At 38.4% G+C, this 24,479-nt stretch carries 27 protein-coding genes; 21 read left to right on the top strand and 6 right to left on the bottom strand.

The window, feature by feature from the left end; genetic code table 11:
- Positions 1–206: 206 nt before the first annotated feature.
- The gene (locus G3I01_RS17060) at positions 207–605 is read left to right on the top strand and encodes a thioesterase family protein (RefSeq protein ID WP_219549964.1); all 399 of its coding nucleotides are present in this window, start codon (positions 207–209) and stop codon (positions 603–605) included.
- Here the strand turns inward: G3I01_RS17060 and G3I01_RS17055 are convergent.
- The 4 genes from G3I01_RS17055 to ribD are packed head-to-tail and all read right to left on the bottom strand — an operon-like array spanning position 602 to position 3,714.
- The gene (locus G3I01_RS17055; RefSeq protein ID WP_219549962.1) at positions 602–1,210 is read right to left on the bottom strand and encodes a YigZ family protein; all 609 of its coding nucleotides are present in this window, start codon (positions 1,208–1,210) and stop codon (positions 602–604) included. The two genes, G3I01_RS17060 and G3I01_RS17055, sit on opposite strands and share 4 nt — an antisense overlap.
- Complete coding sequence (locus G3I01_RS17050; RefSeq protein WP_219549960.1) at positions 1,207–2,079, bottom strand: EamA/RhaT family transporter; 873 nt, start codon at positions 2,077–2,079, stop codon at positions 1,207–1,209. Before G3I01_RS17050 ends, G3I01_RS17055 begins: the two co-directional genes overlap by 4 nt.
- Positions 2,076–2,684: an HAD family phosphatase gene (locus tag G3I01_RS17045; RefSeq protein WP_219549958.1), complete on the bottom strand. Its 609-nt coding sequence runs from the start codon at positions 2,682–2,684 to the stop codon at positions 2,076–2,078. Before G3I01_RS17045 ends, G3I01_RS17050 begins: the two co-directional genes overlap by 4 nt.
- The gene (ribD, locus tag G3I01_RS17040; RefSeq protein ID WP_219549956.1) at positions 2,662–3,714 is read right to left on the bottom strand and encodes a bifunctional diaminohydroxyphosphoribosylaminopyrimidine deaminase/5-amino-6-(5-phosphoribosylamino)uracil reductase RibD; all 1,053 of its coding nucleotides are present in this window, start codon (positions 3,712–3,714) and stop codon (positions 2,662–2,664) included. Before ribD ends, G3I01_RS17045 begins: the two co-directional genes overlap by 23 nt.
- 28 nt (positions 3,715–3,742) lie before the next feature.
- Here ribD and G3I01_RS17035 point away from each other — a divergent pair, with 28 nt between their 5' ends.
- Genes G3I01_RS17035 through G3I01_RS17015 form a run of 6 tightly spaced genes read left to right on the top strand, consistent with a single transcriptional unit; the run spans position 3,743 to position 9,099 of the window.
- A complete protein-coding gene (locus tag G3I01_RS17035) occupies positions 3,743–4,228 on the top strand; it encodes a GNAT family N-acetyltransferase (RefSeq protein WP_219549954.1) in 486 nt (161 codons plus the stop codon).
- Between the two features lie 30 nt (positions 4,229–4,258).
- The gene (prmC, locus tag G3I01_RS17195) at positions 4,259–5,107 is read left to right on the top strand and encodes a peptide chain release factor N(5)-glutamine methyltransferase (RefSeq protein WP_257710664.1); all 849 of its coding nucleotides are present in this window, start codon (positions 4,259–4,261) and stop codon (positions 5,105–5,107) included.
- Positions 5,108–5,110: 3 nt separating this feature from the next.
- Positions 5,111–5,713 carry a TIGR00730 family Rossman fold protein gene (locus G3I01_RS17190; RefSeq protein ID WP_257710663.1) on the top strand — a complete coding sequence of 201 codons (603 nt, stop codon included), beginning with the start codon at positions 5,111–5,113 and terminating at the stop codon, positions 5,711–5,713.
- 2 nt (positions 5,714–5,715) lie between these two features.
- Complete coding sequence (locus tag G3I01_RS17025; protein WP_219549952.1) at positions 5,716–6,387, top strand: VOC family protein; 672 nt, start codon at positions 5,716–5,718, stop codon at positions 6,385–6,387.
- Positions 6,388–6,404: 17 nt separating this feature from the next.
- Positions 6,405–8,399 carry an NAD-dependent DNA ligase LigA gene (gene ligA, locus G3I01_RS17020; protein WP_219549950.1) on the top strand — a complete coding sequence of 665 codons (1,995 nt, stop codon included), beginning with the start codon at positions 6,405–6,407 and terminating at the stop codon, positions 8,397–8,399.
- A 22-nt stretch (positions 8,400–8,421) separates the two neighbouring features.
- A complete protein-coding gene (locus G3I01_RS17015) occupies positions 8,422–9,099 on the top strand; it encodes a M15 family metallopeptidase (RefSeq protein WP_219549948.1) in 678 nt (225 codons plus the stop codon).
- Here the strand turns inward: G3I01_RS17015 and G3I01_RS17010 are convergent, their stop codons facing one another.
- Both G3I01_RS17010 and G3I01_RS17005 read right to left on the bottom strand, forming a co-directional pair.
- Complete coding sequence (locus G3I01_RS17010; protein WP_219549946.1) at positions 9,100–10,011, bottom strand: metallophosphatase; 912 nt, start codon at positions 10,009–10,011, stop codon at positions 9,100–9,102.
- 5 nt (positions 10,012–10,016) lie between these two features.
- The gene (locus G3I01_RS17005) at positions 10,017–10,781 is read right to left on the bottom strand and encodes a 5'-nucleotidase (protein ID WP_219549944.1); all 765 of its coding nucleotides are present in this window, start codon (positions 10,779–10,781) and stop codon (positions 10,017–10,019) included.
- Positions 10,782–11,013: 232 nt separating this feature from the next.
- On the opposite strand from G3I01_RS17005, the gene G3I01_RS17000 reads away from it, so the two are divergent.
- The 14 genes from G3I01_RS17000 to G3I01_RS16935 all read left to right on the top strand — a co-directional run bounded on the left by G3I01_RS17000 (position 11,014) and on the right by G3I01_RS16935 (position 24,404).
- Positions 11,014–11,712 (top strand): hypothetical protein, encoded by a 699-nt coding sequence (locus G3I01_RS17000; RefSeq protein ID WP_219549942.1) that lies wholly within the window; start codon positions 11,014–11,016, stop codon positions 11,710–11,712.
- Positions 11,713–11,813: 101 nt separating this feature from the next.
- Positions 11,814–12,347: a hypothetical protein gene (locus G3I01_RS16995; protein WP_219549940.1), complete on the top strand. Its 534-nt coding sequence runs from the start codon at positions 11,814–11,816 to the stop codon at positions 12,345–12,347.
- The gene (dapA, locus tag G3I01_RS16990) at positions 12,347–13,222 is read left to right on the top strand and encodes a 4-hydroxy-tetrahydrodipicolinate synthase (RefSeq protein ID WP_219552859.1); all 876 of its coding nucleotides are present in this window, start codon (positions 12,347–12,349) and stop codon (positions 13,220–13,222) included. Before G3I01_RS16995 ends, dapA begins: the two co-directional genes overlap by 1 nt.
- A 138-nt stretch (positions 13,223–13,360) precedes the next feature.
- Positions 13,361–14,170, top strand: a complete 810-nt coding sequence (gene bamD / locus G3I01_RS16985) for an outer membrane protein assembly factor BamD (RefSeq protein ID WP_257710662.1) — start codon at positions 13,361–13,363, stop codon at positions 14,168–14,170.
- Positions 14,171–14,181: 11 nt separating this feature from the next.
- Positions 14,182–14,508, top strand: a complete 327-nt coding sequence (locus G3I01_RS16980; RefSeq protein ID WP_108172244.1) for a DNA-directed RNA polymerase subunit omega — start codon at positions 14,182–14,184, stop codon at positions 14,506–14,508.
- Between the two features lie 15 nt (positions 14,509–14,523).
- Entirely contained in the window at positions 14,524–15,732 is a 1,209-nt protein-coding gene (gene coaBC, locus G3I01_RS16975) for a bifunctional phosphopantothenoylcysteine decarboxylase/phosphopantothenate--cysteine ligase CoaBC (RefSeq protein WP_219549936.1), read from the top strand.
- Positions 15,725–16,615, top strand: coding sequence for a DUF4835 family protein (locus G3I01_RS16970; protein WP_219549934.1), 891 nt, complete (start codon positions 15,725–15,727; stop codon positions 16,613–16,615). The genes coaBC and G3I01_RS16970 overlap by 8 nt, the downstream gene beginning before the upstream one ends.
- A gap of 58 nt (positions 16,616–16,673) precedes the next feature.
- On the top strand, positions 16,674–18,326 hold the full coding sequence (gene recN / locus G3I01_RS16965) for a DNA repair protein RecN (protein ID WP_219549932.1): 1,653 nt from the start codon (positions 16,674–16,676) through the stop codon (positions 18,324–18,326).
- A gap of 270 nt (positions 18,327–18,596) precedes the next feature.
- Entirely contained in the window at positions 18,597–19,418 is an 822-nt protein-coding gene (locus G3I01_RS16960; RefSeq protein WP_219549930.1) for an SDR family oxidoreductase, read from the top strand.
- Between the two features lie 80 nt (positions 19,419–19,498).
- Positions 19,499–20,512, top strand: a complete 1,014-nt coding sequence (locus G3I01_RS16955; protein WP_219549929.1) for a glycosyltransferase — start codon at positions 19,499–19,501, stop codon at positions 20,510–20,512.
- Positions 20,499–21,446: a CdaR family protein gene (locus G3I01_RS16950; protein WP_219549927.1), complete on the top strand. Its 948-nt coding sequence runs from the start codon at positions 20,499–20,501 to the stop codon at positions 21,444–21,446. The genes G3I01_RS16955 and G3I01_RS16950 overlap by 14 nt, the downstream gene beginning before the upstream one ends.
- Positions 21,443–22,036, top strand: coding sequence for a dephospho-CoA kinase (gene coaE, locus G3I01_RS16945; RefSeq protein WP_219549925.1), 594 nt, complete (start codon positions 21,443–21,445; stop codon positions 22,034–22,036). Before G3I01_RS16950 ends, coaE begins: the two co-directional genes overlap by 4 nt.
- A 64-nt stretch (positions 22,037–22,100) precedes the next feature.
- Positions 22,101–23,678 (top strand): HAMP domain-containing sensor histidine kinase, encoded by a 1,578-nt coding sequence (locus G3I01_RS16940; RefSeq protein WP_219549923.1) that lies wholly within the window; start codon positions 22,101–22,103, stop codon positions 23,676–23,678.
- Positions 23,679–23,681: 3 nt separating this feature from the next.
- Complete coding sequence (locus tag G3I01_RS16935; RefSeq protein ID WP_108172148.1) at positions 23,682–24,404, top strand: response regulator transcription factor; 723 nt, start codon at positions 23,682–23,684, stop codon at positions 24,402–24,404.
- The last annotated feature ends 75 nt before the right edge of the window (positions 24,405–24,479 follow it).

Here is a 24,479-nt window from a genome sequence, read left to right as displayed (position 1 = left end):
TCTTAGTTAAACGTTAATTTAGGTTAGTAGTAAGTTCATTGCCGGAAACTGGATCAACTTGCGTTTCCAACTTGAGTGGAACAAATATGTGAACAAAAAATGTAAAAAAAAAACCATTTGTGGGTTGAATTTTAAGAAAAATTTATGCATACTTGTTTCCGAGCCTGAATATAAAAAACCTTTCTCAGAAAGGCTAGTTTTTTCACATGAAATCACACAAAACTCTTGTTAAAGTTCGATATGCCGAAACCGATCAAATGGGTGTGGTACATCATGGAAATTATCCGCAATACCTTGAAATTGCTCGACTTGAATGGTTAAGCGCCTTAGGTATTTCATACAAAAATATGGAAGAGGAAGGGATAATGTTGCCGGTATACGAATTAAATTTAAAATATATCAAACCGGTAACTTTTGATGAAAATCTAACTATTGAAACTCGCCTTCGTGAATTGCCAAATGTTAAAATTACATTCAATTATTCGGTGTTCAATGAACAGGGAGATTTGGTGACTTCAGCCACCTCAGTTTTGGTATTTATGGACTCTAAAACTAGGAGACCAGTAAGATGTCCACAAAATATTTTAGAAAAACTGAAGGATTAATCCTCCATTTTTGAAATTTCAACTTTGTAGGTATTATCAAACTTTTCAAAGATACTTTCTGCATCCTTTTTTCTTACAGCAATATAAATTTTGCAATCCAGTTCAAGTTTTTGATCGATCACATTTAAGTTGTTCTGTTTGATCACCTGCATTACTTTATTCATTTCAGGATAGTCAAACTTTACTATAAAGACCTCGTCTATGGTTCGCTTTATAATATCTGAAGCTTCCAATGCCATTTGGGCAGCGGTCTTATAGGCATTAATTAGCCCGCCTACTCCAAGCTTTACCCCGCCAAAATATCTAACCACTACAATAAGAATATTGGTTACATCAAAGGATTGTATCTGCCCATAAATAGGCATTCCGGCAGAATTTGAAGGCTCTCCGTCATCATTGGCTCTATATTGATGCTCTTCCTTGCCTATTTGCCAAGCGTAACACCAATGCCTGGCCTTGTGGTGTTTAGCTCTTAATTCCTCCAGGTGTGCATTAGCTTCATCTTCGGTTTTTATAGGAAAGGCATACCCGAAAAACTTGGAGTTCCGGTCCTTGAATAATACTTCTGGTGATGGCTTGGTAATGCTTTGGTAAGTATCTTTCATATCGCGCTGTTTGCTACAAGAATTATACTAAGAATTGCAAGCCCCAAACCAATCCAGTTTTTTCGAATTAATTTTTCTTTGAATAGGATAATTCCCACCAGGGTTGAGAAAGTTACAATAGCCACATGATTCATGGTAAATATGGTAGAACTGTCAAAACCTTTAGTTCTCAGGGCTAATACAAGGAAATAAATGGAAAAGTAATTTGGAATTCCCAGAGCTATCCCGCCCAGGATATTTTTGAATGTGATCTTTAGCTTTCCCATAAATGCCTGCGCAATTAAAATAATAGAACCTATTAAACCTGCAGTAGCAAAAATGGTTGAAGAAAATAGGCCTACATCAGTTTCAGAAACATAGTTGGTTTCCAGGAATTTAAGACTAGTATCTATGATTCCGCTTCCCAGGAAGACCAGCAATGGAAAAATAAGGTTCTTGCTTTTGATACTAATTCCTTCTTCAGTCTTGATCGAGGTGAGGTATACCGCTACAAGGGCTAAGAGAATACCGGTGATTTTTAAAATACCAGTACTTTCGTTATAAAGAAAGATTCCGCAAAGCACGGGAATAGCTACAGACATTTTAGTTGCTACTGCTACCACAGATAATCCGCTTTTTTGTGTGGTAATAGCAGCAAGATTGAATACGGCTATAAAAAGAAATCCGAGCATGAAAGCTCCTGGAAACCATGATTCGTTCGGGACATGGGTAAAATCTGAACCTTCTATATATCCAAAAAAGCCAACGGTGCAGGCTATAAAATAATTTACAATGATAGCCTGTAGGGTGTTGACACCGAATTTTTTATATAACCTGAATACCACAAAAATTATGGTGGAAGATAGAACACTCAGAAGTAGGTATATCAAAACAGATCTTTTTTAGTCGTAAAGAGGTCGATAATATCTTCGTGAGTTGGTTCAATATTCCAGGTGTGAAAACCTAATCTGGAAGCTGTTTCAATATTCTCTGGAGTATCATCTATAAATAGACATTCTTCAGGTTCCAGTTCATTTTCATCAAGGACAAATTCAAAAATATCTGGATTTGGCTTGCGCATTCCTATTTCATAGGAAAGGTAAAATGCATCAAAACAGCTTTTAAATTCTTCATAAAAAGGGACTTTATTTTTTATGTGTTCAATATGATTCTCATTGGTATTGCTGAGCAAAATGAGTTTGAAATCCTTTTCTTCTGAAAGCTTCTGGATAAATTTCAATCTATATTCCGGAAACTCCAGTAAAATTGAATTCCAGGAATCGAGGAAGTCTTCTTTTTCTATTTGAGGAAAATGTGTTCTGTAATGTTCTGAGATCTCATCTGAGGTTACAAATCCCTGCTCGTATTCGCGGTTTTTAGCCGAGATTGCTTCAGGAAGGTCCTCCACATTCATTTCTCTTAACTTTCTATTGGTGCCGTCCTTATCCAGGTTGATAAAAACATCTCCAAAATCAAATATTATCGCTTTGATCATTTTTGTAAATTTTTAATCGGTCTCCTTCAATATCTGTTTCTGAAACTAACTTTCCTTTAATCTTTGGAGCTTTAACTCCTTTTTGAAACTCAGAACTTCCAGTAAAAATTCTAGCCTCGTCCCATAATCCGGAATCAATGAATTGCTGAAGTATATTGCTTCCTCCTTCAATAATTACAGACTGAAGATCATTTTTATGAAGAACTTCGCATATCTGTCTGGAAATATTATCGCTGAAATCTATTTTTTCATAGGTGATATCATCAATTTCCGGATTTTCTTGATCACAGATCACAATCGTTTTCTGAGTTCCGTCAAGAACAGAGAAGTCAACTGGTGTTTTTAATGTCCTGTCAATAATGATCCTGGTTGGATCTTTTCCCGTCCATTTTCTTATATTCAGAGAAGGGTTATCCTTTAAAACTGTTTTAGTTCCAACGAGAATAGCGTCTTCTTCGCTTCTCCATTTATGAACCATTTGCCCCGAATATTTGTTAGTGATCCACACTGGCCTGATATTTTCCTGCATTATAGGAGCAATAAAACAATCTGTGGTCTGTGCCCATTTTAAAATAATGTACGGCCGCTGCTTTTTATGAAAAGTGAAAAACCGCTTATTCAGCTCGAGGCATTCATCTTCAAGAACTCCCACTTTAACTTCGCAACCGGCGTCAAGAAGTTTCTTGATTCCACGGCCGGCCACCTTTGCAAAAGGATCCATTGTTCCAATAACAACCTTTTTGATCCCTTTAGCAATAATAAGGTCGCTGCAGGGTGGTGTTTTTCCATAATGGCTGCAAGGCTCCAGGCTTACATAGATCACAGCATCTTTTAAAAGCGCTTCATTCCTGACAGAATTGATTGCATTCACTTCAGCATGAGGTTCACCAGCTTTTCGATGCCAGCCTTCCCCAATTATTTTGTTGTTATGCACTACAACGCTGCCTACCATTGGATTAGGATAGGTAGTTCCAAGGCCGTTTTGGGCCAGTTCTATACAGCGTTTTATGTATTTTTCGTGTATATTCACAGCACAAAAATAGAATTAATTAGGCAGAATGAGCACATGGAAAATTCGGGAAATAAAACCCGAAGATAATCAGCAGGTTAAAGACTTAATTAGGAATGTACTTGTAGAAATGGGGGTTCCAAAAGTAGGTACTGCATATGAAGATAAGGCATTGGATGATATGACCGATACCTATAAAGGAGATAGAAGAGCATATTTTGTAGTGGAAGAAAAATCAAAGATCATAGGAGGTGCTGGAATTGCGCCTTTAACCGGTTTGGAAGAAAAGGTTTGTGAATTGCAAAAAATGTATTTTCTGCCTCAAGCCAGGGGAAGAGGTATTGGAATGGAAATGATCACCAGGTGTCTAGGGTTCGGCCGAGACCACGATTTTGAGAAATGCTATATCGAAACCTTACCATATATGGAAAACGCAAGAAGACTCTACGATAAAAATGGTTTCACGGTTATTGAAAAACCTATTGGAGACACGGGGCATTACAATTGCACCGTATTTATGACAAAAGATCTTTAGGGTCGAAAATTCCAAAATTTCAGGCTTGCTATGTTGATCTCCCAGTTGAAAATTCAGTTCATTGAAAGTTTAAAGGATGAATTTCCTTTAACCGAGATCGAATCCTTTTTTTATATACTGACGGAACATTTTCTTGATGTTCGCAGGATCGACCTAGCTCTTAATCGAGACCTTGAAATTTCAGAAGAACAGTTCTCGAAATTTGAGAAAGCGATGCTTCGGCTTAAAGATCACGAGCCGGTGCAATATATTACTGGCCTAACCGAATTCTACGGACTCGAGTTCGAAGTGAATAAAAATGTTCTTATTCCAAGACCGGAGACAGAAGAGTTGGTTGATTGGATAATCCATGACCATCAAAATACTGAAGAAGAACTGCATGTCCTTGACATAGGGACAGGGAGTGGCTGTATCCCCATCTGCCTTGCAAAAAATCTAAAAAATGCAAGTGTTAGTTCATTCGATATTTCGAAAGATGCCCTGGCGCTGGCTAAAAGAAATGCTTTAAGGAATAATGTGGAGGTAAATTTTCGAGAATTTGACATTCTGTCGTTAGAAAAACTGGATGGAAAGTATGGAATCATCGTCTCAAATCCTCCTTATGTGCGGGAACTGGAGAAGAAAGAAATGCACAGGAATGTGCTTGAGCATGAGCCTGAACTGGCCCTTTATGTAGATGATAATGATGCTCTCGTCTTTTACCAAAAAATAACCCAACTCGCTGCAGACGGATTAAGTGATAATGGAAAATTGTATTTTGAAATAAATCAATATCTGGGAGAGGAGACAAAGGCCCTTGTTGAAAATTTTGGCTTTGTAGCTGAATTGAAAAAGGATATTTTTGGGAATTACCGAATGTTGAAAGCGATCAGGAAATAAAATATGAATGAAAATTTAAATAAAATACATAACCTGGCTGTATTTTGTGCCAGTAGCGATGGAAATGATACCGAGATCTACAAAACGGCTTATGAGGTTGGGAAGATGATGGCTGAAAATAGTATTCGCTTAATATATGGTGGTAGTAAATTAGGGCTTATGGGTCAGGTTGCTCAGGGAGTGATGGATTATAATGGTAAAGCGACCGGGGTGATCCCAGATTTCCTGAAAACTAAGGAGGTTGTACATACCAGCCTGGATAAACTTATCACGACTCAGGATATGCACGAGCGCAAGCTCACTATGAACGAATTGAGTGATGCTTTTATAACCTTGCCAGGAGGTTTTGGTACCTTCGAAGAGTTATTTGAGATCGTTACCTGGGCACAATTAGGTTTGCATAGAAAGCCTATTGGGCTTCTAAATATTAGAGGTTTTTATGATGATCTTATTAATATGTTGAACAAAATGTGTTCTAAAGGTCTTCTGAAGAAAGATAATCTAGATATTTTACTGATCTCAGATAATTTTGAAGATCTTTTAGACCAAATGAGGAAATTTGAGCCTAAGCCTGTGCCAAAATGGATGAATAAAAATCAGACCTGATCATGAAAATCAAAAAACTCAAAATATATACTTCTAATATCAAACAACAGCTTGAGCTTTACCGCGATGAACTTGGTTTTGAGATCGCGAATTATACAGAAGATAGTTTCGAACTGGTAGCCGGTTATTCTATTTTGAGGTTTGAATTCAGAGAGAAGGCGACGCCGTATCATATTGCATTTCATGTACCCGATGTGCAGGAAAATGAAGCATTAAGATGGCTCGAGAATATTATTCCAGTCTTAAAGTATAACGATGATAAGATTATAGATTTTTCTAACTGGCAGGCGAAATCGATCTATTTTTATGATAAGGATAAAAATATAATGGAGCTTATTTCCAGAAGAGAGTTTCAGAAGCCGGAATCGGCAATTTTCAACAGCTCCAATATTGTAGGCCTTGCTGAAATTGGAATGGTGACAAAAGAAATAAAACCTAAGTTCGAAAAGCTTAAACTCGAATGTGGTCTCGATCATTTTGACGGAGATTTTGATAGGTTCTGTGCCATAGGCGATCCTTCAGGATTGTTGATCACCATAAATAATGATAAAAAAGACTGGTTCCCCACCAGTGATAAAGCATATAGTTCAGATTTCGAACTGGAATTTGAGCACGATTCAAAAACATTTAAACTGAATTTCAGCAATGATGAGCTGAAGATTTCAGAAATCTAATACCAACTGATTTTTACATGGACGTCGAAAAGAAAATTCAGACTCTTCGCAAGGAATTACAGGAGCATAATTATAATTACTATGTGCTGGATAAGCCTGTAATTAGCGATTATGAATTCGATATGAAATTAAAGGAGCTTCAGGAACTTGAGGAGAAACATCCCGAATTTGAAGATCCAAATTCTCCAACTCAAAGAGTAGGAGGGGCTATTACCAAGAATTTTGAAACTGTGGTCCATGATCACAGGATGTATTCGCTTTCTAATTCATATTCTAAAGAAGAGCTTGAAGAGTGGGAGACCCGGGTTAGAAAGATTGTTGAAGGTAAAGTGCAATATGTTTGCGAACTAAAGTATGATGGTGCGTCCATAAGTCTTACTTATAAAAATGGTATCCTGGATAGAGCGGTGACGCGAGGAGATGGATTTCAGGGAGATGATGTTACCAATAATGTGAGAACCATTCGTTCTGTACCTCTTAAGCTGAAAGGGGAGTATCCTGAAAAATTCGACATTCGAGGGGAGATTGTTCTTCCCTATGAAGGCTTTGCGAAAATGAATGCAGAGCGTGTGGATATTGGGGAAGAGCCTTATGCTAATCCCAGGAATACCGCTTCAGGAAGTTTGAAGCTTCAGGACAGTGCAGAAGTTTCCAAGCGGCCTTTAGAGTGTTTGTTATATAGTATTGTAGGGGAAAATACCGGAATAGGATCTCAATTCGAAGGTTTAGAAAGAGCCAGAAACTGGGGTTTTAAGGTACCTGCTGAGTCTGAATTGAAGAATTCTATAGATGAAGTCCTTGATTATATCAATTACTGGGATCAACATAGGCATGATCTTCCTTATGAAACTGATGGAGTGGTGGTGAAGGTGAACGATTTTCATCAGCAGGAAGAACTAGGTCATACGGCTAAATCTCCGCGCTGGGCGATCGCTTACAAGTTTAAGGCAGAGCAGGAAAGCACTAAACTTAAAAAGATCACCTACCAGGTAGGAAGAACAGGAGCGATCACTCCGGTTGCTAATCTTGAACCTGTTCAGCTTGCTGGTACTGTAGTAAAGAGAGCTTCTTTGCATAATGCAGACCAGATCGAGAAACTGGATGTTAGGGAAGGAGATACCGTTTTTGTAGAAAAGGGTGGAGAGATCATTCCTAAGATCGTTGGGGTAGATTTCACCAAAAGAGACCCTGACAGTGAGCCTACTCAATATGCGACCAATTGCCCCGAATGTGGTACAGAACTGATAAGAAATGAAGGGGAGGCTCAGCATTACTGCCCGAATACAAATGGATGTCCGCCGCAGATCATTGGCAGAATTCAGCATTATATTTCGCGAAAGGCCATGGATATTGAAGGCCTTGGAGGCGAAACGGTTGCTCTACTGGTAAATGCCGGGCTTATCGAGAATTATGCTGATCTGTACACCCTGAAAAAGGAAGATGTTCTGCCACTAGAACGAATGGCAGAGAAGTCTGCAGATAATCTTATTGCAGGAATTGAAAAATCTAAAGAGATCCCTTTTGAAAGGGTTCTTTTTGCCCTTGGAATAAGATATGTGGGTGAGACAGTAGCTAAAAAACTCGCCAAACATTTCAAGAATATCGATGCGCTTGCTTTGGCTTCAGAAGAAGAGTTAGTGAATGTAGATGAGATAGGTGAGCGTATTGCCTGGAGTGTGGTAGATTTCTTTAAGACAGAATCGAACCGCGAGATCGTGCAAAGGTTGAAAGAATATGGAGTTCAATTAGAAATTTCTGCAGAGAAACTGGCTAACCAAACAGAGCTGCTTAACGGAAATAGTTTTGTGATATCAGGAGTTTTTGAGAAGGTTTCCAGAAACGAACTAAAAAAGATGATAGAGGATAATGGCGGGAAGGTATCGAGTTCAATTTCTTCTAAAACAAATTACCTCGTTGCTGGAGATAATATGGGGCCTAGTAAACTGGCAAAAGCCGAGAAGCTGGGGACCAAAATCATTAATGAAGATGATTTCCTGAAAATGTTGAATTAAGAACACTTTTCAGAAGAAAATAATGAGAAAATTATTCCCGGTACTTTTTAGTTTTTTTAGCCTGTTTTCAGGATTAATCAATGCCCAGGAGATTCCTGAGGATTTTGTACATCTTGATGAGGTGATCCCAGATATCATTTATGAGATACGATATGCCGACAATCACAATTTTGTAGGTAAACCTATTAAAGGATACGAAGCTGAGCAGGCGATAATGAGTAAAAAAGCAGCGATGGCCTTAGCAGAAGTTCAGAAGGAATTGATACTTAAAGATTATATGCTGAAGGTGTTCGACGCATATCGGCCACAAAGAGCTGTGAATCATTTTGTAGAATGGGCAAGAGAGGAAAGTGATACCCTGATGAAATCTGAATTTTATCCTGATGTTCCAAAAAGCAAACTTTTCGAGTTAGGTTATATCGCTTCAAGTTCGGGGCATTCCAGAGGAAGTACAGTAGACCTTACGCTAATAAATGTGGATGATTGTGAAGAAGTTGACATGGGTGGAAACTATGATTTCTTCGGAGAGGTCTCTCATCATTATACAGATAGGATAACCGCAGAGCAGAAAAGAAACCGTGAAATTCTCAGACTGACCATGCGTAAGCATGGGTTCAGGTCTTATTCTGAGGAATGGTGGCATTATACTTATGATGCCGAACCATATCCAGATACTTATTTTGATTTTCCGGTTAAATAATTATTTCACTGCAACCTTGGTTCCATCGGCCTTAAGATTTTTACCGGCATCAAGATAGAAGTCTACCCTGCCTAAATAAAGTCCGTAGCATCCAACCTGATTTACCAGTACATTTTTACCAGCCTTGTTTTTTTCAACTGTTGGTTTCTCCAGGAAAGTATGAGTGTGACCACCAATAATAAGGTCGATATTTTCAGTTGCACGTGCTAGTTTAATATCAGATACCTTATTACTCTTGTATTCATAGCCTAGGTGAGAAAGACAGAGTACCAGATCACATTTTTCTTCATTCTTTAATTTTGAACCTACCTCGGTAGCCATTTCCAAGGGATCCAGATATTTGGTTTCCTTATAAAGCTTATCATTCACCAGGCCTTTCAATTCGATTCCAAGTCCAAAAACACCGATCTTTACTCCATCTTTCTTAAAAACCCTGTAATCTTTGGTCTGACCGTCCATAATGGTGTTGCTGAAATCATAATTGGAGACCAAAAAATCAAAATCGGCATGAGGCAATTGAGCGTAAAGTCCATCAATGCCATTGTCGAAATCATGATTCCCAATGGTTGCTGCATCATATTTTAATTTGCTCATGAGTTTAAATTCCAGTTCCCCACCATAAAAGTTGAAGTAGGGCGTACCCTGAAAAATATCTCCCGCATCAAGTAAAAGCGTATTCGGATTTTCAAGCCTTATCTTCTCGATCAAAGTTGCTCTTCTGGCAATGCCGCCAAGGTTGGCATTGCGGCCTTCTTCTGGACCAAATGGTTCAATATGGCTGTGTACATCATTGGTGTGCAGAATGGTAATATGTTTTTCAGCTGCCGGTTTGAAAGAAAGGGATGATAATCCTCCAATGCTTACAAATGCTGTAGCCGCTGCTGTGTTTTGTATAAAGTCTTTTCTTTTCATGCTCCTTATTCTCTAATATATCGATCGTCTATTTCGGCTTTGATAGTATCTACTTTAGTAAAGTAATCTATAAGCGCGTTCCTGATCTTGTAATCGGCACCATAAATATTCACCGGATCTTTAAAAAACATCATATTGTCCCCTCCATTAAGAAGATAATCTGAAGTAGCGACCAAAAAAGTTTTGTTTTCATCGATCTCTTTACCTTGAATCGTGGCTTTAATGGTTTTGTAATCCCTATCTGCCAGGATCTTAATTCCGCTAACCGGGTGTGCCGATTTAGCTTTTTCAAGATATTTGAGCATTTGCTTTATTTGTTTGCCGTTAAGTTCTGCTACCACGATCTCATTCTCAAAAGGCATAAGGTTATAGGCAGATCTTGCGGTCACTCCACCGGCAGGTAGTTCAGCTCTTATTCCGCCTTTATTTAGCAAAACCATATCGATATCTTTACCTGACCTTTTCTTAATGACCGGATTTGCCTGAACCATAACGATATCTGCCATAAGGTTTCCAATGGCAGTATTAAGGTCTCCGTCATTCTTGGAAAGCAGCTTTGGGTTAAAGGCGATGACAGAATCTAAAGTTGCATTTAAATGTTCTTTAAATGGAGCGATGAATTCTTCTATTTCCTTATCTCCCTTTATTGATTCATCTACGGTAAATCTTTCGGAATTTACTTCAGATAACTGGATTGAATCTGTATTTGTTCCCTTGCAGGAAATTAGCAAGACTGCTAGGGATAGTGTGAAAAATATTCTGTTATGCATAAGCTTCAATATTTTGCAAATATAAAAAACTTAATCGCTGCAAACATCCTGCGGAATCCTAAGCAGGGTAGGTTTTGAATAATAATTGAATTAAATAATAAATTGAATTTCCTTATTAATCTTAGAATTTGAAGGGTATTGTTGATTATTCTTGGTGAAAAGTGAGAAATTATTAAGCAATTCTCATATTTTTCAATTCTTTTATATATTTTGGCGATCCCATTTCTAACTTATGAAGTATAGCCGATTTTATATAATTGCTAGTATACCTCTGCTTGTTTTTATGCTAATCGCGGTTGTTTATAAGCTGCACTGGCTCTTGGTCCTTTCAGAATTGATTACCTATATTATTCTATTGAGAGGCTTTTCTCGTCGGTTGAATTTTTCAAACCTGAACATTCTTTCTTTCTTAGGTCTTAATATGGTGGCAACACTTTTTAAGTTTTTCCAGAGTGTGGATGCGATTCATAGCGTAGTGATGTTTTTCCAGATGGTTTCATACATATTCCTGGTGAGAGAAGCTTTAAAATACACCCAGAGAGAGTCAGGTAATAAGTTCATGTTTTTATTCTTTTTTTTAATGCTAAGTGTGAATAGTTATTTCGTTTTCGATCATTTTCAGGAATTAGAAAATCAGATCGTAAGCCTGGTGGAAGTAGCCTTTTACTCGATGTACTATATAGTCCTTTTTGTGCTGGCTTTAGTATGTCTTATTTATTACCTGAACTCCTATTCCAGAAAATCTGTTTTTTTTGTCACCCTGGTAATGACGATTCTAATTGCAGATATTATGAGGGATATGGCTCTTTATTACTTACCAGATACGAGCGTATTATTACTACAGAATTTCTTAAGGTTCATCGGGATCATTATGGCCTTTCAATTTTTTGCCACCCATGAGAAGAAGCTTAAACTAATCAACCTGGTATAGAACCCTCTTATTTAACAGAATAAATAAACCTGTTAAATTCCAATAACTATAAAGGTTCACAGCTTACTTTCTCCTTTTTTCCTGGTATAAATTATTTACATTTGCGCCACCTAAAATTTGAGATGATCACCAATAAACTGAAAAGTATTATCTATTCTAAGAAGATTAGAAAGGCTTTAAATAATAAGGCCTTTCAAGGAGAAGATTACTCAGGAAAAGTTGGATTGATCATCGATGCTGAAAATTTTGAGAATACGAAAGAGCTCTTAAATACCTATAATGAACTGGGAATTAAGAAGGAAGATCTCAAGGTAGTGATATGCGGTTCGATGGAACTATCGCCGGAATTACAGGATGTTGAAATTTTGTATTCTAAGGATGTGACGGTTTCAGGAGAATTCAGAGCTGAAGGGATACAAGACTTTGCTAGTAACCGTTATGATTTTCTTATTTGTCATTTTTCAGGTAAATGTCAGGCGGGATCTTTGCTTGCGGCAGTTACAAATGCTGGTATAAAACTTGGAAATCATCCTGATGAATACGGTATTTATGATATAGAGATCTTTTCTGATAGTATTGAAGATTTTCAGCAGGAGGTAATAAAATATTCTAGAATTTTAAAAAGAAATAATTGATGGAAGCCTTTGTGGGAACGGGAGTAGCATTAATCACTCCATTTAAAGAGGATTTATCTGTAGATACTGATGCTTTAACTAATCTGGTTAAGGATCAGATAGCGAATGGAATTGAATATCTGGTAGTATTGGGTACTACCGCCGAAAGCGCAACTCTAAATAAGCAAGAGAAGGAGCTAATTAAGGATACGGTGAGAACAGCTAACGCCGGGAAATTACCTCTGGTTCTTGGAATAGGTGGTAATGATACAGCTGCACTGGCAGAAGAATTAAAAACATCTAACCTTGATGGTTTTGATGCGATTCTTTCGGTTTCTCCTTATTACAATAAGCCTACACAAGAAGGGATCTATCGTCATTTTAAGGCAGTATCAGAAGCTTCTCCATTGCCGGTTATTCTTTACAATGTACCTGGAAGAACAGCTTCAAATGTTTTACCTGAAACAATAAATCGCATCGCAAGAGAATGTGATAATATTATAGGAGTTAAAGAAGCAGCCGGAGATATTGTGCAGGCTATGAAACTTATTAGCCTGGTGCCTGAAGATTTTATGGTAATCTCTGGAGATGATATGGTCACTTTACCCATGACGCTTGCCGGAGGGAAAGGTGTTATTTCTGTAATTGGTCAGGGACTTCCCAGAGAATTTTCAGATATGGTAAGAGCAGGTCTGGAAGGTAAAGTGGCTGAAGCTTATAAACTACATTACAGGATCGCCCCTTCCATCGAGCTTATTTTTGCTGAAGGTAATCCTGCCGGGATCAAAGCCCTGCTGGCTAAAAAAGGATTGATCTCTAATTATTTACGACTTCCATTGGTAGAAGCATCGGATGCATTGACCAATCGCATCCATAGTTTTATGGATAACTTTTAATTGAATTTAATTAATAGTTTTCTTTAAAATTAAACTCATATGGCAATAATCCCTTGATATTAGGGTTATTTGAGTAGTTCAGGAAAGTTTTTTTTATACTCACAAAAAATGTATTTTTGCCAGATGTTTTTACGTATCATGAAAAAAGGAATTCTAGTTTTAGGTTTGCTAATGGTAACACTTTCTTGTAGTGAATATCAGCAGCTGCTTAAGAGTAAAGAAACTGCTCCAAAATATACGGCGGCAGAAGAATTATATAACGAAGGCAAGGAGGAAGATTCTAATAAGAAGCTTAGAAAAGCTTTGAGATTGTTAGAGCAAATCGAGCCTGAATTCCGTGGAAAACCACAAGGTGAAAGACTTGTGTTTCTATTAGCAGATACGTATTACCAATTAGAAGATTATTATAATTCTCCTTTCCAGTTCGAAAGGTTTTTACAGTTGTATCCAAACAGTCAGAAAGCTGAAGAGGCTTCATATAAGGCGGCAGCGAGTTATTATTATCGTTCTCCGAGATATGACCTGGACCAGACAGATACGCATAAAGCGATCGAAGAATTGCAGGTTCACCTGAATAAATATCCCGAAGGTGAGTTTACATCTGCTGCGAATGAAATGGCAACAGAACTTCGAATCAAGCTGGAAAAAAAGGCATACGAAATTGCCAAACAATATCACCATACCGAATATTATAAAGCTGCCATAGCTTCTTTTAATAATTTCATTTCAAATTACCCGGGCTCACCTTTTAGAGAGGCGGCTTACTATTATAGATTCGATTCGGCTTACAGGCTTGCTATCAATAGTTTTGAGGTTTTAATGGAAGAAAGACTCGAAGAGGCCAAGGAGTTTTATGATGCATATAAAAAATATTATCCTGAAGGGGAATATACTTCTCAGATAGAAGATTCACTGATGGAAATTGATAAAAGGTTACAGAATTTTTAATAATAGGAATGATGGATTTTAAGAAAATTGATGCACCGGTGAACACCACTACCATAGACAGGAACAAAGTGGATGCGCCAACCGGAAATATTTACGAAGCGATCTCGATAGTTGCTAAAAGAGCTGGGCAGATCAACGGTGAGATCAAGAAAGAATTATTGGAAAAACTTGATGAATTTGCAACTTACAACGATTCTCTTGATGAGATCTTTGAAAATAAGGAGCAGATCGAAGTTTCTAAATTCTACGAAAGACTTCCTAAGCCACAGTCGCTTGCTATCCAGGAATGGTTAGAAGACAAGATCTACTACCGTAATACAAAAGATACCGAAGAATAGAATCTGGACTCAAATATGTCTGTACTTAAGGGGAAAAAAGTTTTATTGGGTATTACCGGAGGTATTGCCGCATTTAAAACTGCCTCATTAGTACGCTTGTTTGTTAAGGCTGGTGCAGAGGTGAAAGTCGTTATGACGCCAGCCGCGAAAGAATTTATCACTCCGCTAACACTTTCCACGCTTTCCAAGAATGAAGTTTTTTCTTCATTTACAGATGAGGAAGATGAAAATGCGAAATGGAATAATCATGTTGAACTCGGCCTATGGGCCGATTTCATGCTTATAGCCCCTGCCACAGCCAGTACTCTTTCCAAGATGGCTTCGGGGAATAGCGATAACTTTCTACTGGCCACCTATCTTTCAGCTAAATGTCCTGTATTTTTCGCTCCGGCGATGGATCTGGATATGTATAAGCATCCTTCTACCAAAAATAGTTTTAAGACACTCCAGGATTACGGGAATATCATGATCCCTGCAGGTGATGGCGAACTTGCCAGTGGTTTACATGGGGAAGGTCGCATGGCTGAACCAGAGGACATCCTGCAATTCATTGAAAAATATTATTCTGAAGATCTTCCTTTAAAAGGTAAAAAGATAACAATAACGGCCGGTCCTACATACGAAGCTATAGATCCTGTGCGTTTTATTGGAAACCATTCCAGTGGGAAAATGGGATATGAGATCGCGACCAGGGCGATGCAATTAGGGGCTGAGGTTACTTTGATCTCCGGACCAACCTATTTAAATGTTGATGAGAAAAAGATCAATCTCATCCGGGTTACGAGTACGAGGGAAATGTATGAGGCGGCACATTCAAATTTTGAAAATGCAGATGTTTTTATAGCCGCAGCAGCCGTTGCCGATTATAAACCGAAGAACATTGCTAACGAAAAGATCAAGAAAAATGATGACTCGCTTACTCTGGAACTTACCAAGACTGAAGATATTCTTGCCAGTTTAGGTGATATTAAAAGCGGTCAGAAGTTAATTGGATTTGCTTTGGAGACGAATAACGAAGAGGAGAATGCAAGAAAAAAGCTTAAAAAGAAAAATCTTGATTTTATTGTTTTAAATTCACTTAATGATCAGGGAGCAGGATTTAAAGGTGATACCAATAAGATAAGTATTATCTATCCCGATAAAAAGAAGGATTTCGAACTGAAATCTAAAAAAGAAGTAGCCGCAGATATTTTAAACGAGATCGTAGATTTGTTACATGCGTAAGATTTTAAGTTTCATATTAATTTTTTTAGGCTTACAGCTTTGTACGGCGCAACAACTTAATTGTGAGGTTATCGTAAATGCCGAGCAAAGTGGGCAGGCAAATCTTTCTGTTTTTAAAACTCTGGAGCGTTCGTTAAATGAGTTTGTGAACCAGACAAACTGGACAGATAGAAGATTTCAGCCTCACGAGCGTATTAACTGCAGTATGTTCATCACTATTACCAGCTTTGAAGGGGAGAGTTTCAATGGCACCATTCAGGTGCAGTCTTCCAGGCCGGTTTATGGTACCTCAATGATCACTCCCGTTTTTAACTTCAATGATGAGCAATTAGCTTTTAATTACCGTGAATATCAGCCTCTAAATTATAGTCAGAATACTTATACCTCTAATCTGGTGTCAGTAATCTCGTTTTATGTTTATACCATCATGGGGCTAGATGCCGATACTTTTTCTCCGGAAGGTGGTACTCCTTATTTTGAAGAAGCTAACCGAATCGTGACCAGTGCCCAGCAGGGAAATTCTCAGGGCTGGAAAGGATCAGACGGACAGCGATCCAGATTTAGGTTGAATGCAGATATCCTTGCCAATACCTATGCAGAGTATAGAACAGCATTATACGAATATCATCGTCTTGGTTTAGATGTGATGCATGAGGATGTTCCAAAAGGTAAGGCTGTGATCGCTGAGGCTCTGGAAGAACTCGAGGTAATGAATAACAGGCGGAATAATTCCCTGTTGTTAAGAACCTTTTTCGATTCAAAGGCAGATGAGATCACCTCGGTCTACTCTGGAGGGCCGGTTTACGAAGAGAGTGCCGAGCTTATTGAAACTCTAAATAATATTGCTCCAAGGTATGCCAGGAACTGGCGAAACATTCGATAGCCTTTTTGGTTGATTTCAATTTTTTTCTCCCGTATATTTAGCACAAATTTTAACCGATTTGCTTACATCTCTTTCTATAAAAAATTACGCATTAATTGAAGATATCAATATTGGTCTTCAGCCGGGTTTTACCATTATAACAGGGGAGACCGGTGCAGGAAAATCTATAATGTTGGGAGCTCTGGGACTTTTGCTGGGTGACCGGGCAGATTTTAGTTCTATTCGAGATACAGAAAAGAAATGTGTGATAGAAGGAACCTTTGGCATCTCAAATTATAAACTGGAAAATTTCTTTAAAAAGGAAGATCTGGATTATGAAAAGCAAAGTATTATTAGACGGGAGATCCTGCCTTCAGGTAAATCACGTGCTTTTATCAATGATACTCCGGTTAAGATAACCGCGCTTCAAAAACTGGGAACTTACCTTATAGACATCCATAGCCAGCACGAGACCTTAAGTCTTGGAAATGCGGAATATCAATTCAATGTGATCGATACCATCGCCAAAAATGAAGGGGTGATCCTTGAATATAAAAAGGAGCTAAAAGAATATAAGGTTCTGCTGAACCGTTTCGAGGAACTTAAGGAGCAGCAATCTCAAGCCGCAAAAGAATATGATTATAATGTGTTCCTTCTTAATGAGCTGGAAGAAGCTAATTTGAAGGAGGGAATGCTCGAGGAACTTGAAGAGCGTTATGAAGAACTGAACAATGTAGAAGAGCTTACCGAAAATCTTAGTTCAGCTGTGAACACACTGCAGCAGGAGGAGATAGGGAGCCTTGACACCTTAAAATCTGTAAGGTCCAGTCTTTCAAAAATATCCCGGTTGTCAGCTAATTATGAGAATTTCCATGAACGCATACAAAGCGTGATCATCGAGCTTGATGATGTGGAGGCTGAAATGACTGATGCTCTGGATAGAATTGAAGCTAATCCTGAAGAACTTGAGGTAGTGAACCAAAAACTTCAGGTCATCTATAATCTTCAGAAAAAGCATAATGCCGAGAATATTGAGGAACTGTTATCTATTAAACAGGAGCTTCAGGAAAAGGTTTCAGTAACTGAAAATGCAGAGTCTGCCCTTAATGAAGTTCAGAATGCGATAAAAGATCAGGAAGTTCAATTGAGAAAGACCGCGATGAAGCTTCATGAGAACAGGGAGAAGATTATTCCCGCATTTATTGAACAAACCGAGCAGATCCTTAAAGATCTTGGGATGCCTAATGCGAGGTTGAATATTGAACTTGAGATTGGAAAGGAATTTCTTTCCAATGGCCTTGATAAACTGGAATGGTACCTGGCGGCAAATAAAGGTGGAAGTTTTAAGGAGATTAAAAAAGCGGCTTCAGGAGGAGAATTATCCAGGATCATGCTTGCCGTGAAAAGTATTCTGGCGGCACAAAGTAATTTACCTACGATCATTTTTGATGAGATCGATACAGGGGTTTCTGGAGAGATCGCCAAGAAAATGGGGGAGATCCTGAAAAAGATGGGGAATAATATGCAAGTGATCGCGATCACGCATTTACCTCAGATCGCCGGTAAAGGGGGCACACATTTCAAAATATTCAAGGAAGACAACGAGACCGCTACGCAAACGAAGATCGTTGAGTTGGAGGAAAATGATCGTATCGAGGAGCTTGCACTTATGCTCGGTGGAAATACCAAAAGTGATTCTGCAAGAGCGCACGCCAAAGCGTTGCTTAATTAGGCTTTAGATATTAGTTTCGAGAACTGAGTAAATAAGTCCTGCGTGTGAAACACAGTGGAGAAGTCTCTTTCGGCGGTTACCAGGTCTGAGAATGCTTTTGCTTTATTCTGCTCAACTCGTTATGACAAAATGAGATTGTAAAATTAGCATCTTCACTAAAACCCAGATTACCCAATAATAACTACTCAATTCTTATTAAAGAATACTGATAAGCCATTTCCAACAACTTTGCTATATTTACAGGCTTAACAACCACAAAATAAAAAATACATGTCATATAACCTGCTAAAAGGTAAAAGAGGGATAATTTTCGGAGCTCTGGATGAGAATTCTATCGCCTGGAAAACTGCTGAAAAAGTCCATGAAGAAGGTGGAACATTTGTGCTAACTAATGCGCCAATCGCCATGAGAATGGGAAGTATCAAGGATCTAGCTGAGAAAACCGGATCTGAGATCATTCCTGCTGATGCTACAAAAGTTGAGGATCTTGAGAACCTGGTTGAAAAAGCCGTTGAGATCCTTGGAGGTAAAATAGATTTTGTACTTCATTCTATCGGGATGTCTGTAAACGTGAGAAAAGGAAATCACTATACAGATATGAACTACGATTATACTACCAAAGGATGGGACGTTTCTGCCGTGTCTTTTCATAAGACCATGCAGGTTCTTTATAAGAAAGACGCGATGAACGAATGGGGAAGTATTGTAGCTCTTAGCTACATGGCTGCCCAGAGAGTTTTCCCGGATTATAATGATATGGCAGATAACAAAGCTTATTTGGAGTCTATCGCCCGTAGTTTTGGTTATTTCTTCGGAAAGGATAAAAAAGTAAGGGTGAACACCATTTCTCAATCTCCAACTCCAACTACTGCCGGTCAGGGAGTAAAAGGATTTGACGGATTTATCGCTTTTGCTGAGAAAATGTCTCCGCTTGGAAATGCTACAGCTGAAGAATGTGCAAATTATACTTTGACCTTATTCTCAGACCTTACCAGGAAAGTGACCCTTCAAAATCTTTTCCATGATGGTGGTTTCTCCAATACAGGAGTTAGCCAGGAAGTGATGGAAGCTTTTACTAAAGACGAAGAGTAAAAAATTAAACTTTATATACTGCCGAAAAACTGTATCTTAATAGAGCAGATTTCGGCAGTTTCTTTTTTTAATCAGCTTACATGCATCCAGAATATTCCTTCATAATTCCGGTTTATAATCGTCCCGAGGAGATCAGGGAATTGCTGGAAAGCATGAGGAAATTGATCTCGAAGGTTTCCTTTGAGGTGGTTATCATTGAAGATGGTTCCAGTGTTAGGGCAGATGAGGTAGTGAGGAATTTTTCAGAAGATCTCAATGTCAGGTATTATTATAAGTCGAATTCGGGTCCCGGTGATTCACGTAATTACGGGATGAAAAAGGCGAAATCAGATTACTTTATCATCCTGGATTCAGACGTGATCCTTCCAGAATATTACCTGATGGAAGTACATAAGTTTCTTTCCAGTGAATATTGTGATTGTTTCGGCGGACCAGATGCGGCACATCCTTCTTTCAGTAATATCCAGAAAGCAATAGATTATACCATGACCTCTTTTTTCACTACAGGCGGAATAAGAGGAGGTAGGAATGGTAAAGGCTTTCAGCCAAGAAGTTTTAATATGGGCATAAGCAGAAAAGCTTTTGAAGCAAGCCAGGGTTTTGGATATATCCATCCCGGTGAGGATCCCGATCTTAGCCTCAGGTTGAAAAAACAAGGATTCAAAATATGCCTGATCCCGGAAGCGAAAGTATTTCATAAACGCCGAATTGACTGGGATAGGTTCTATTTACAGGTTAAGAAATTCGGGATGGTAAGGCCAATTCTCAACAAATGGCATCCCGGGTCTTCCAGGATCACCTACTGGTTTCCCAGTCTTTTTATTTTAGGACTTATTTTCTCTGTTCTAATGGCGCTATTGGGAGAGTGGTTCTATGCCGGATGTTACCTTATTTATTTTTTAATAATTGGCATAGATGCTGCGATAAAAAATAAAAGTATTTATATTGGGATATTAGCTTTAAGGGCGGTTTTTGTTCAGTTTTCGGGTTACGGACTGGGATTTTTAATTTCAACCATAAAAACGGGAATCCTGAACAAGCAACCTGAAAAGGAGTTCCCTCAGTTATTCTTTAAAAAAAATGCCGGTGCGTAGAAGACCAAGATTTAAAAAAGCAAGTGCAAAGACCTTCAGTTTTTTTCTGATTTTTTCTGCCGTAGTGTGGGTTTTGGTTCAGTTTTCAAAAACCTATACCCAGTTAATTGAGATCCCGGTAAACTATATTAATGCTCCTTTAGATAAAAGCATATCAGATGAGCGTCCAGACCATGTAGACCTGCAGCTACAGGATAATGGTTTCAGTATTTACTATTTTAAGATCTTCAATCCTAAGCTCGATATTGATCTTTCTAAGGCCAGGGAAACCGATGATAAGCTGGTATATACACTTCAGAATCACCTTTCGGAAATCGAGCAGCAGTTAAAAATAGATTTTGAAAATTCGTTGATCGTTCAGGAAGAGATCGTAGTGCCTTTTCAGTTCAAAAAGGATAAAATGCTCAAGGTAGAACCGAGGATAGAAGTTAGCTATGCTGTTGGTTTTTCCGCGGTAAACCCTGTGGAGCTTAGACCAGATTCGGTAAAAGTTAGTGGGCCCGAAAAAATCATTGATAGTATAGAAACCGTACAAACCGAATCTATCAGGTTGAATAAGGTAAACCAGGATCTGAACGGTTCTGTAAAGATCGATACCACTGGTCTTGGAGTTCTAAGTTTTTATGAAAATAGCGTAAAATATTTTCAGAAGGTCGAAAAATTCACCGAAGGTAGTGCAGAGATCCCGGTGGAAGTGATCAATGTGCCCGAAGGTCTTAACCTGGCATATTTCCCAAAATCGGTCATTGTTTACTACCAGGTAAATCTAAAACAGTTTGAAAGTGTTAGCGCTGCAGATTTCAGGGTGGTTTGTAATTATAAGGACGTAAAAAAAGGGGATGACTATATGATCGCCCAGATCGTTGAAAAACCAGATTTTATAAATAGCGTACGATTAAATGAACGTCGTATCCAATTTGTGATCAAAAGATGAAGATCATAGGATTAACCGGTGGGATAGGCAGCGGAAAAACAACTGTTGCCGGTTTTTTTAAAGAATTGGGTATCCCTGTATATATCGCAGATGAGGCTGGAAAAAGACTGATGAATACCTCGGCGAAGATAAAAGAGCAGATCATCGAACTTTTTGGTGAAGCTTCTTATTCCGGGGATAATCCGGAGCGGAAATTCATTGCTTCAAAAGTATTCAGCGATAAAGATCTGCTGGAAAAATTAAATAAGATCATTCATCCGGCAGTAGAAAAGGATTTTAAAGATTGGGCGAAAGATCAGTCTTCAGCATATGTGATCTATGAAGCCGCAATCTTATTCGAAACCGGTGGTTATAAAAAATGTGACCTCAGTATACTCGTTACTGCGCCAAGGGATCTTAGAATTAAGAGACTTCAGAAAAGGGACGAAAGTTCCCGTGAAGAAATCCAACAGAGAATGGACAACCAGTGGATCGATGAAAAAAAGTCTGAAATGGCCGATTTCATAATAATTAATGAGGATCTCACCAGTACTAAACAACAGGTTGAACATATTCACGACAAAATCTTAAAAGCAGGCAAAAATTCTTAGAAGTTCTGTTAACATTTGGTTAAACACTTTAACCTCTAAATGTTAAAATATTACTTTTGACCGCATGAATAAGAAGCTTTTTGTCCTTCTCGTTGCCCTAATGAGCCTGTCACTAATCGGTATAATTTTCGTACAGGGATATTGGATTAAAAGCACCATTGACGATAGGGAACAGCAGTTTTCTTATAATGCCAAGCAGGTTCTAATAAACGTTTCTGAAGAGATTCAGAAAAGGGAGTTTGAACGTTATTATTTTCAGTTCAAAAATCCGGATAGTATAAACAGCAAGCTTAGCGACAGGACCCTGACCGAATATTTTTATTCTAACAGGGATGAAAGCAGGAATGAGACCTACTTCAATACAGAAACTATCCTGGAAGAAGATTATAAAGTCTCTTCAGGTTTTTTGCAGTTTGCCCAGGACAGCATACAGTTCACCAAAATGATCAATAAAAGGGTGACCGATATTGTTCGTAATAACCAGCTGGATGGGGATAATTTAAGTGCGAGGCAGCGAATAGAACATATAGAGCGCATGTCCAGGATGGAGGAAGTCGAGAAAGATATCCTGCGTTCGGCAATTTCAGAGCTGGTAGTTAGGCTTCCGGTTCATAAAAGAGTATCAGACGAAACGATTAGAGAATTATTAGAGGAAGAATTAGCCAGCAGAGATCTTAAGACCGAATTTGAGTATGGGGTTTATAATAATTCCATTGCGACAAACCTTCATTCAGAAGATTTTAGTCTTAATCACCCTGCAACCTACGCGGTTCCGCTTTTTATGGACAGGGCAGGAAATAGCGGATATCAGTTACTGGTCAATTTTACTAATAAGAAAGAAGCGGTATTATCATCGGTGATATTAATGGCGTGTCTTTCAATAATTTTCACTTTGATCATTGTGATCGCATATTCAAGTGCACTTTCACAGTTGATCAAGCAAAGACAGATATCACAGATCAAGACCGATTTTATAAATAATATGACCCACGAGTTCAAGACACCAATTGCTACGATCAACCTGGCACTGGATGCGATCAAGAACCCTAAGGTTATTGAAGATCAGTCTAAAGTATCCCGTTATCTGCAAATGATCAGGGATGAGAATAAAAGGATGCATGCCCAGGTAGAGAATGTGCTGCGTATTTCCAAGCTTGAGAAGAATGAACTCGACCTTAAGAAGGAAAGACACCAGCTACATGACATCGTCCTGGATGCGGTAACGCATGTGGAACTTATCGTGGAAGACCGCGGCGGATATATTCAAACCCATTTTGGGGCTCTTAGATCTTCTATACTGGCAAATCAGGACCACTTTACCAATGTGATCGTGAATATCCTGGATAATGCGATCAAGTATTCTGAAGATGCGCCGAAAATTGACATTTATACAACGAACGTAAAGAATTATATATACTGTGAAATAAGAGACCAGGGAGTTGGAATGAACAAACTGGTTCAGAAAAAAATATTTGAAAAATTTTATCGCGAACATACCGGCGATATCCATAATGTGAAAGGTCATGGTTTAGGTCTAGCTTATGCAAGGCAGATCGTGGAGGATCATCATGGGGAGATCACGGTACAGAGCGAAAAAGGAAAAGGAAGTACCTTTATAATTAAACTACCACTAATATCTTAATATATGGAAACTGAAAACAAGAAAATTTTATTAGTTGAGGATGATCCGAATTTCGGAACTGTCCTGAAAGATTACCTCGCAATGAATGATTACGAGGTAACTCATGCAAAAAACGGAATGGAAGGATTCGAAAAGTTCAAGAAGGACGATTTCGATCTTTGTATCCTTGACGTAATGATGCCTTACAAGGATGGATTTACGTTGGCAAAAGAGATTCGTGATAAGAACGAGGAAGTGCCAATTATCTTCTTAACTGCGAAAGCAATGAAAGAAGATGTACTTAAGGGTTATAAGGTTGGAGCAGATGATTACCTGAACAAACCTTTCGATTCTGAAGTTCTTTTAATGAAGATCAAAGCTATCATGCAGCGTAAAGCTACAGATAGCGTAGCAGACTCTAAGCAGTTTGAATTCGAGATCGGTGATTTCCACCTGAACTCAAAATTGAGATTCCTTACTTTCAGAGATGAGGAGCCACAAAAACTTTCTCCAAAAGAGAATGAATTATTGAGATTACTTGCTTTGCATGAGAATGACCTGATGCCTAGAGAACTGGCATTAACTAAGATCTGGAGAGATGATAATTACTTTACCTCCAGAAGTATGGACGTTTATATTGCCAAGCTTAGAAAATACCTGAAAAAAGACGAGAACGTGGAAATACTGAATATCCATGGTGAAGGTTTCAGACTTGTTGTAAAGAACAAGGAAGAATCTGGAGCATAGTTTAAATTTTTCAGTTTCCGGGATTTACTGCATCATGGCCAGAACCGTGATGCAGTAAAATATCTCGATCTGGAT

Origin of the sequence: Gramella sp. MT6 (assembly GCF_019357415.1) — a bacterium.
In the GTDB taxonomy this organism is placed as follows: domain Bacteria; phylum Bacteroidota; class Bacteroidia; order Flavobacteriales; family Flavobacteriaceae; genus Christiangramia.
This window is presented reverse-complemented; position numbering and strand designations above follow the sequence as displayed.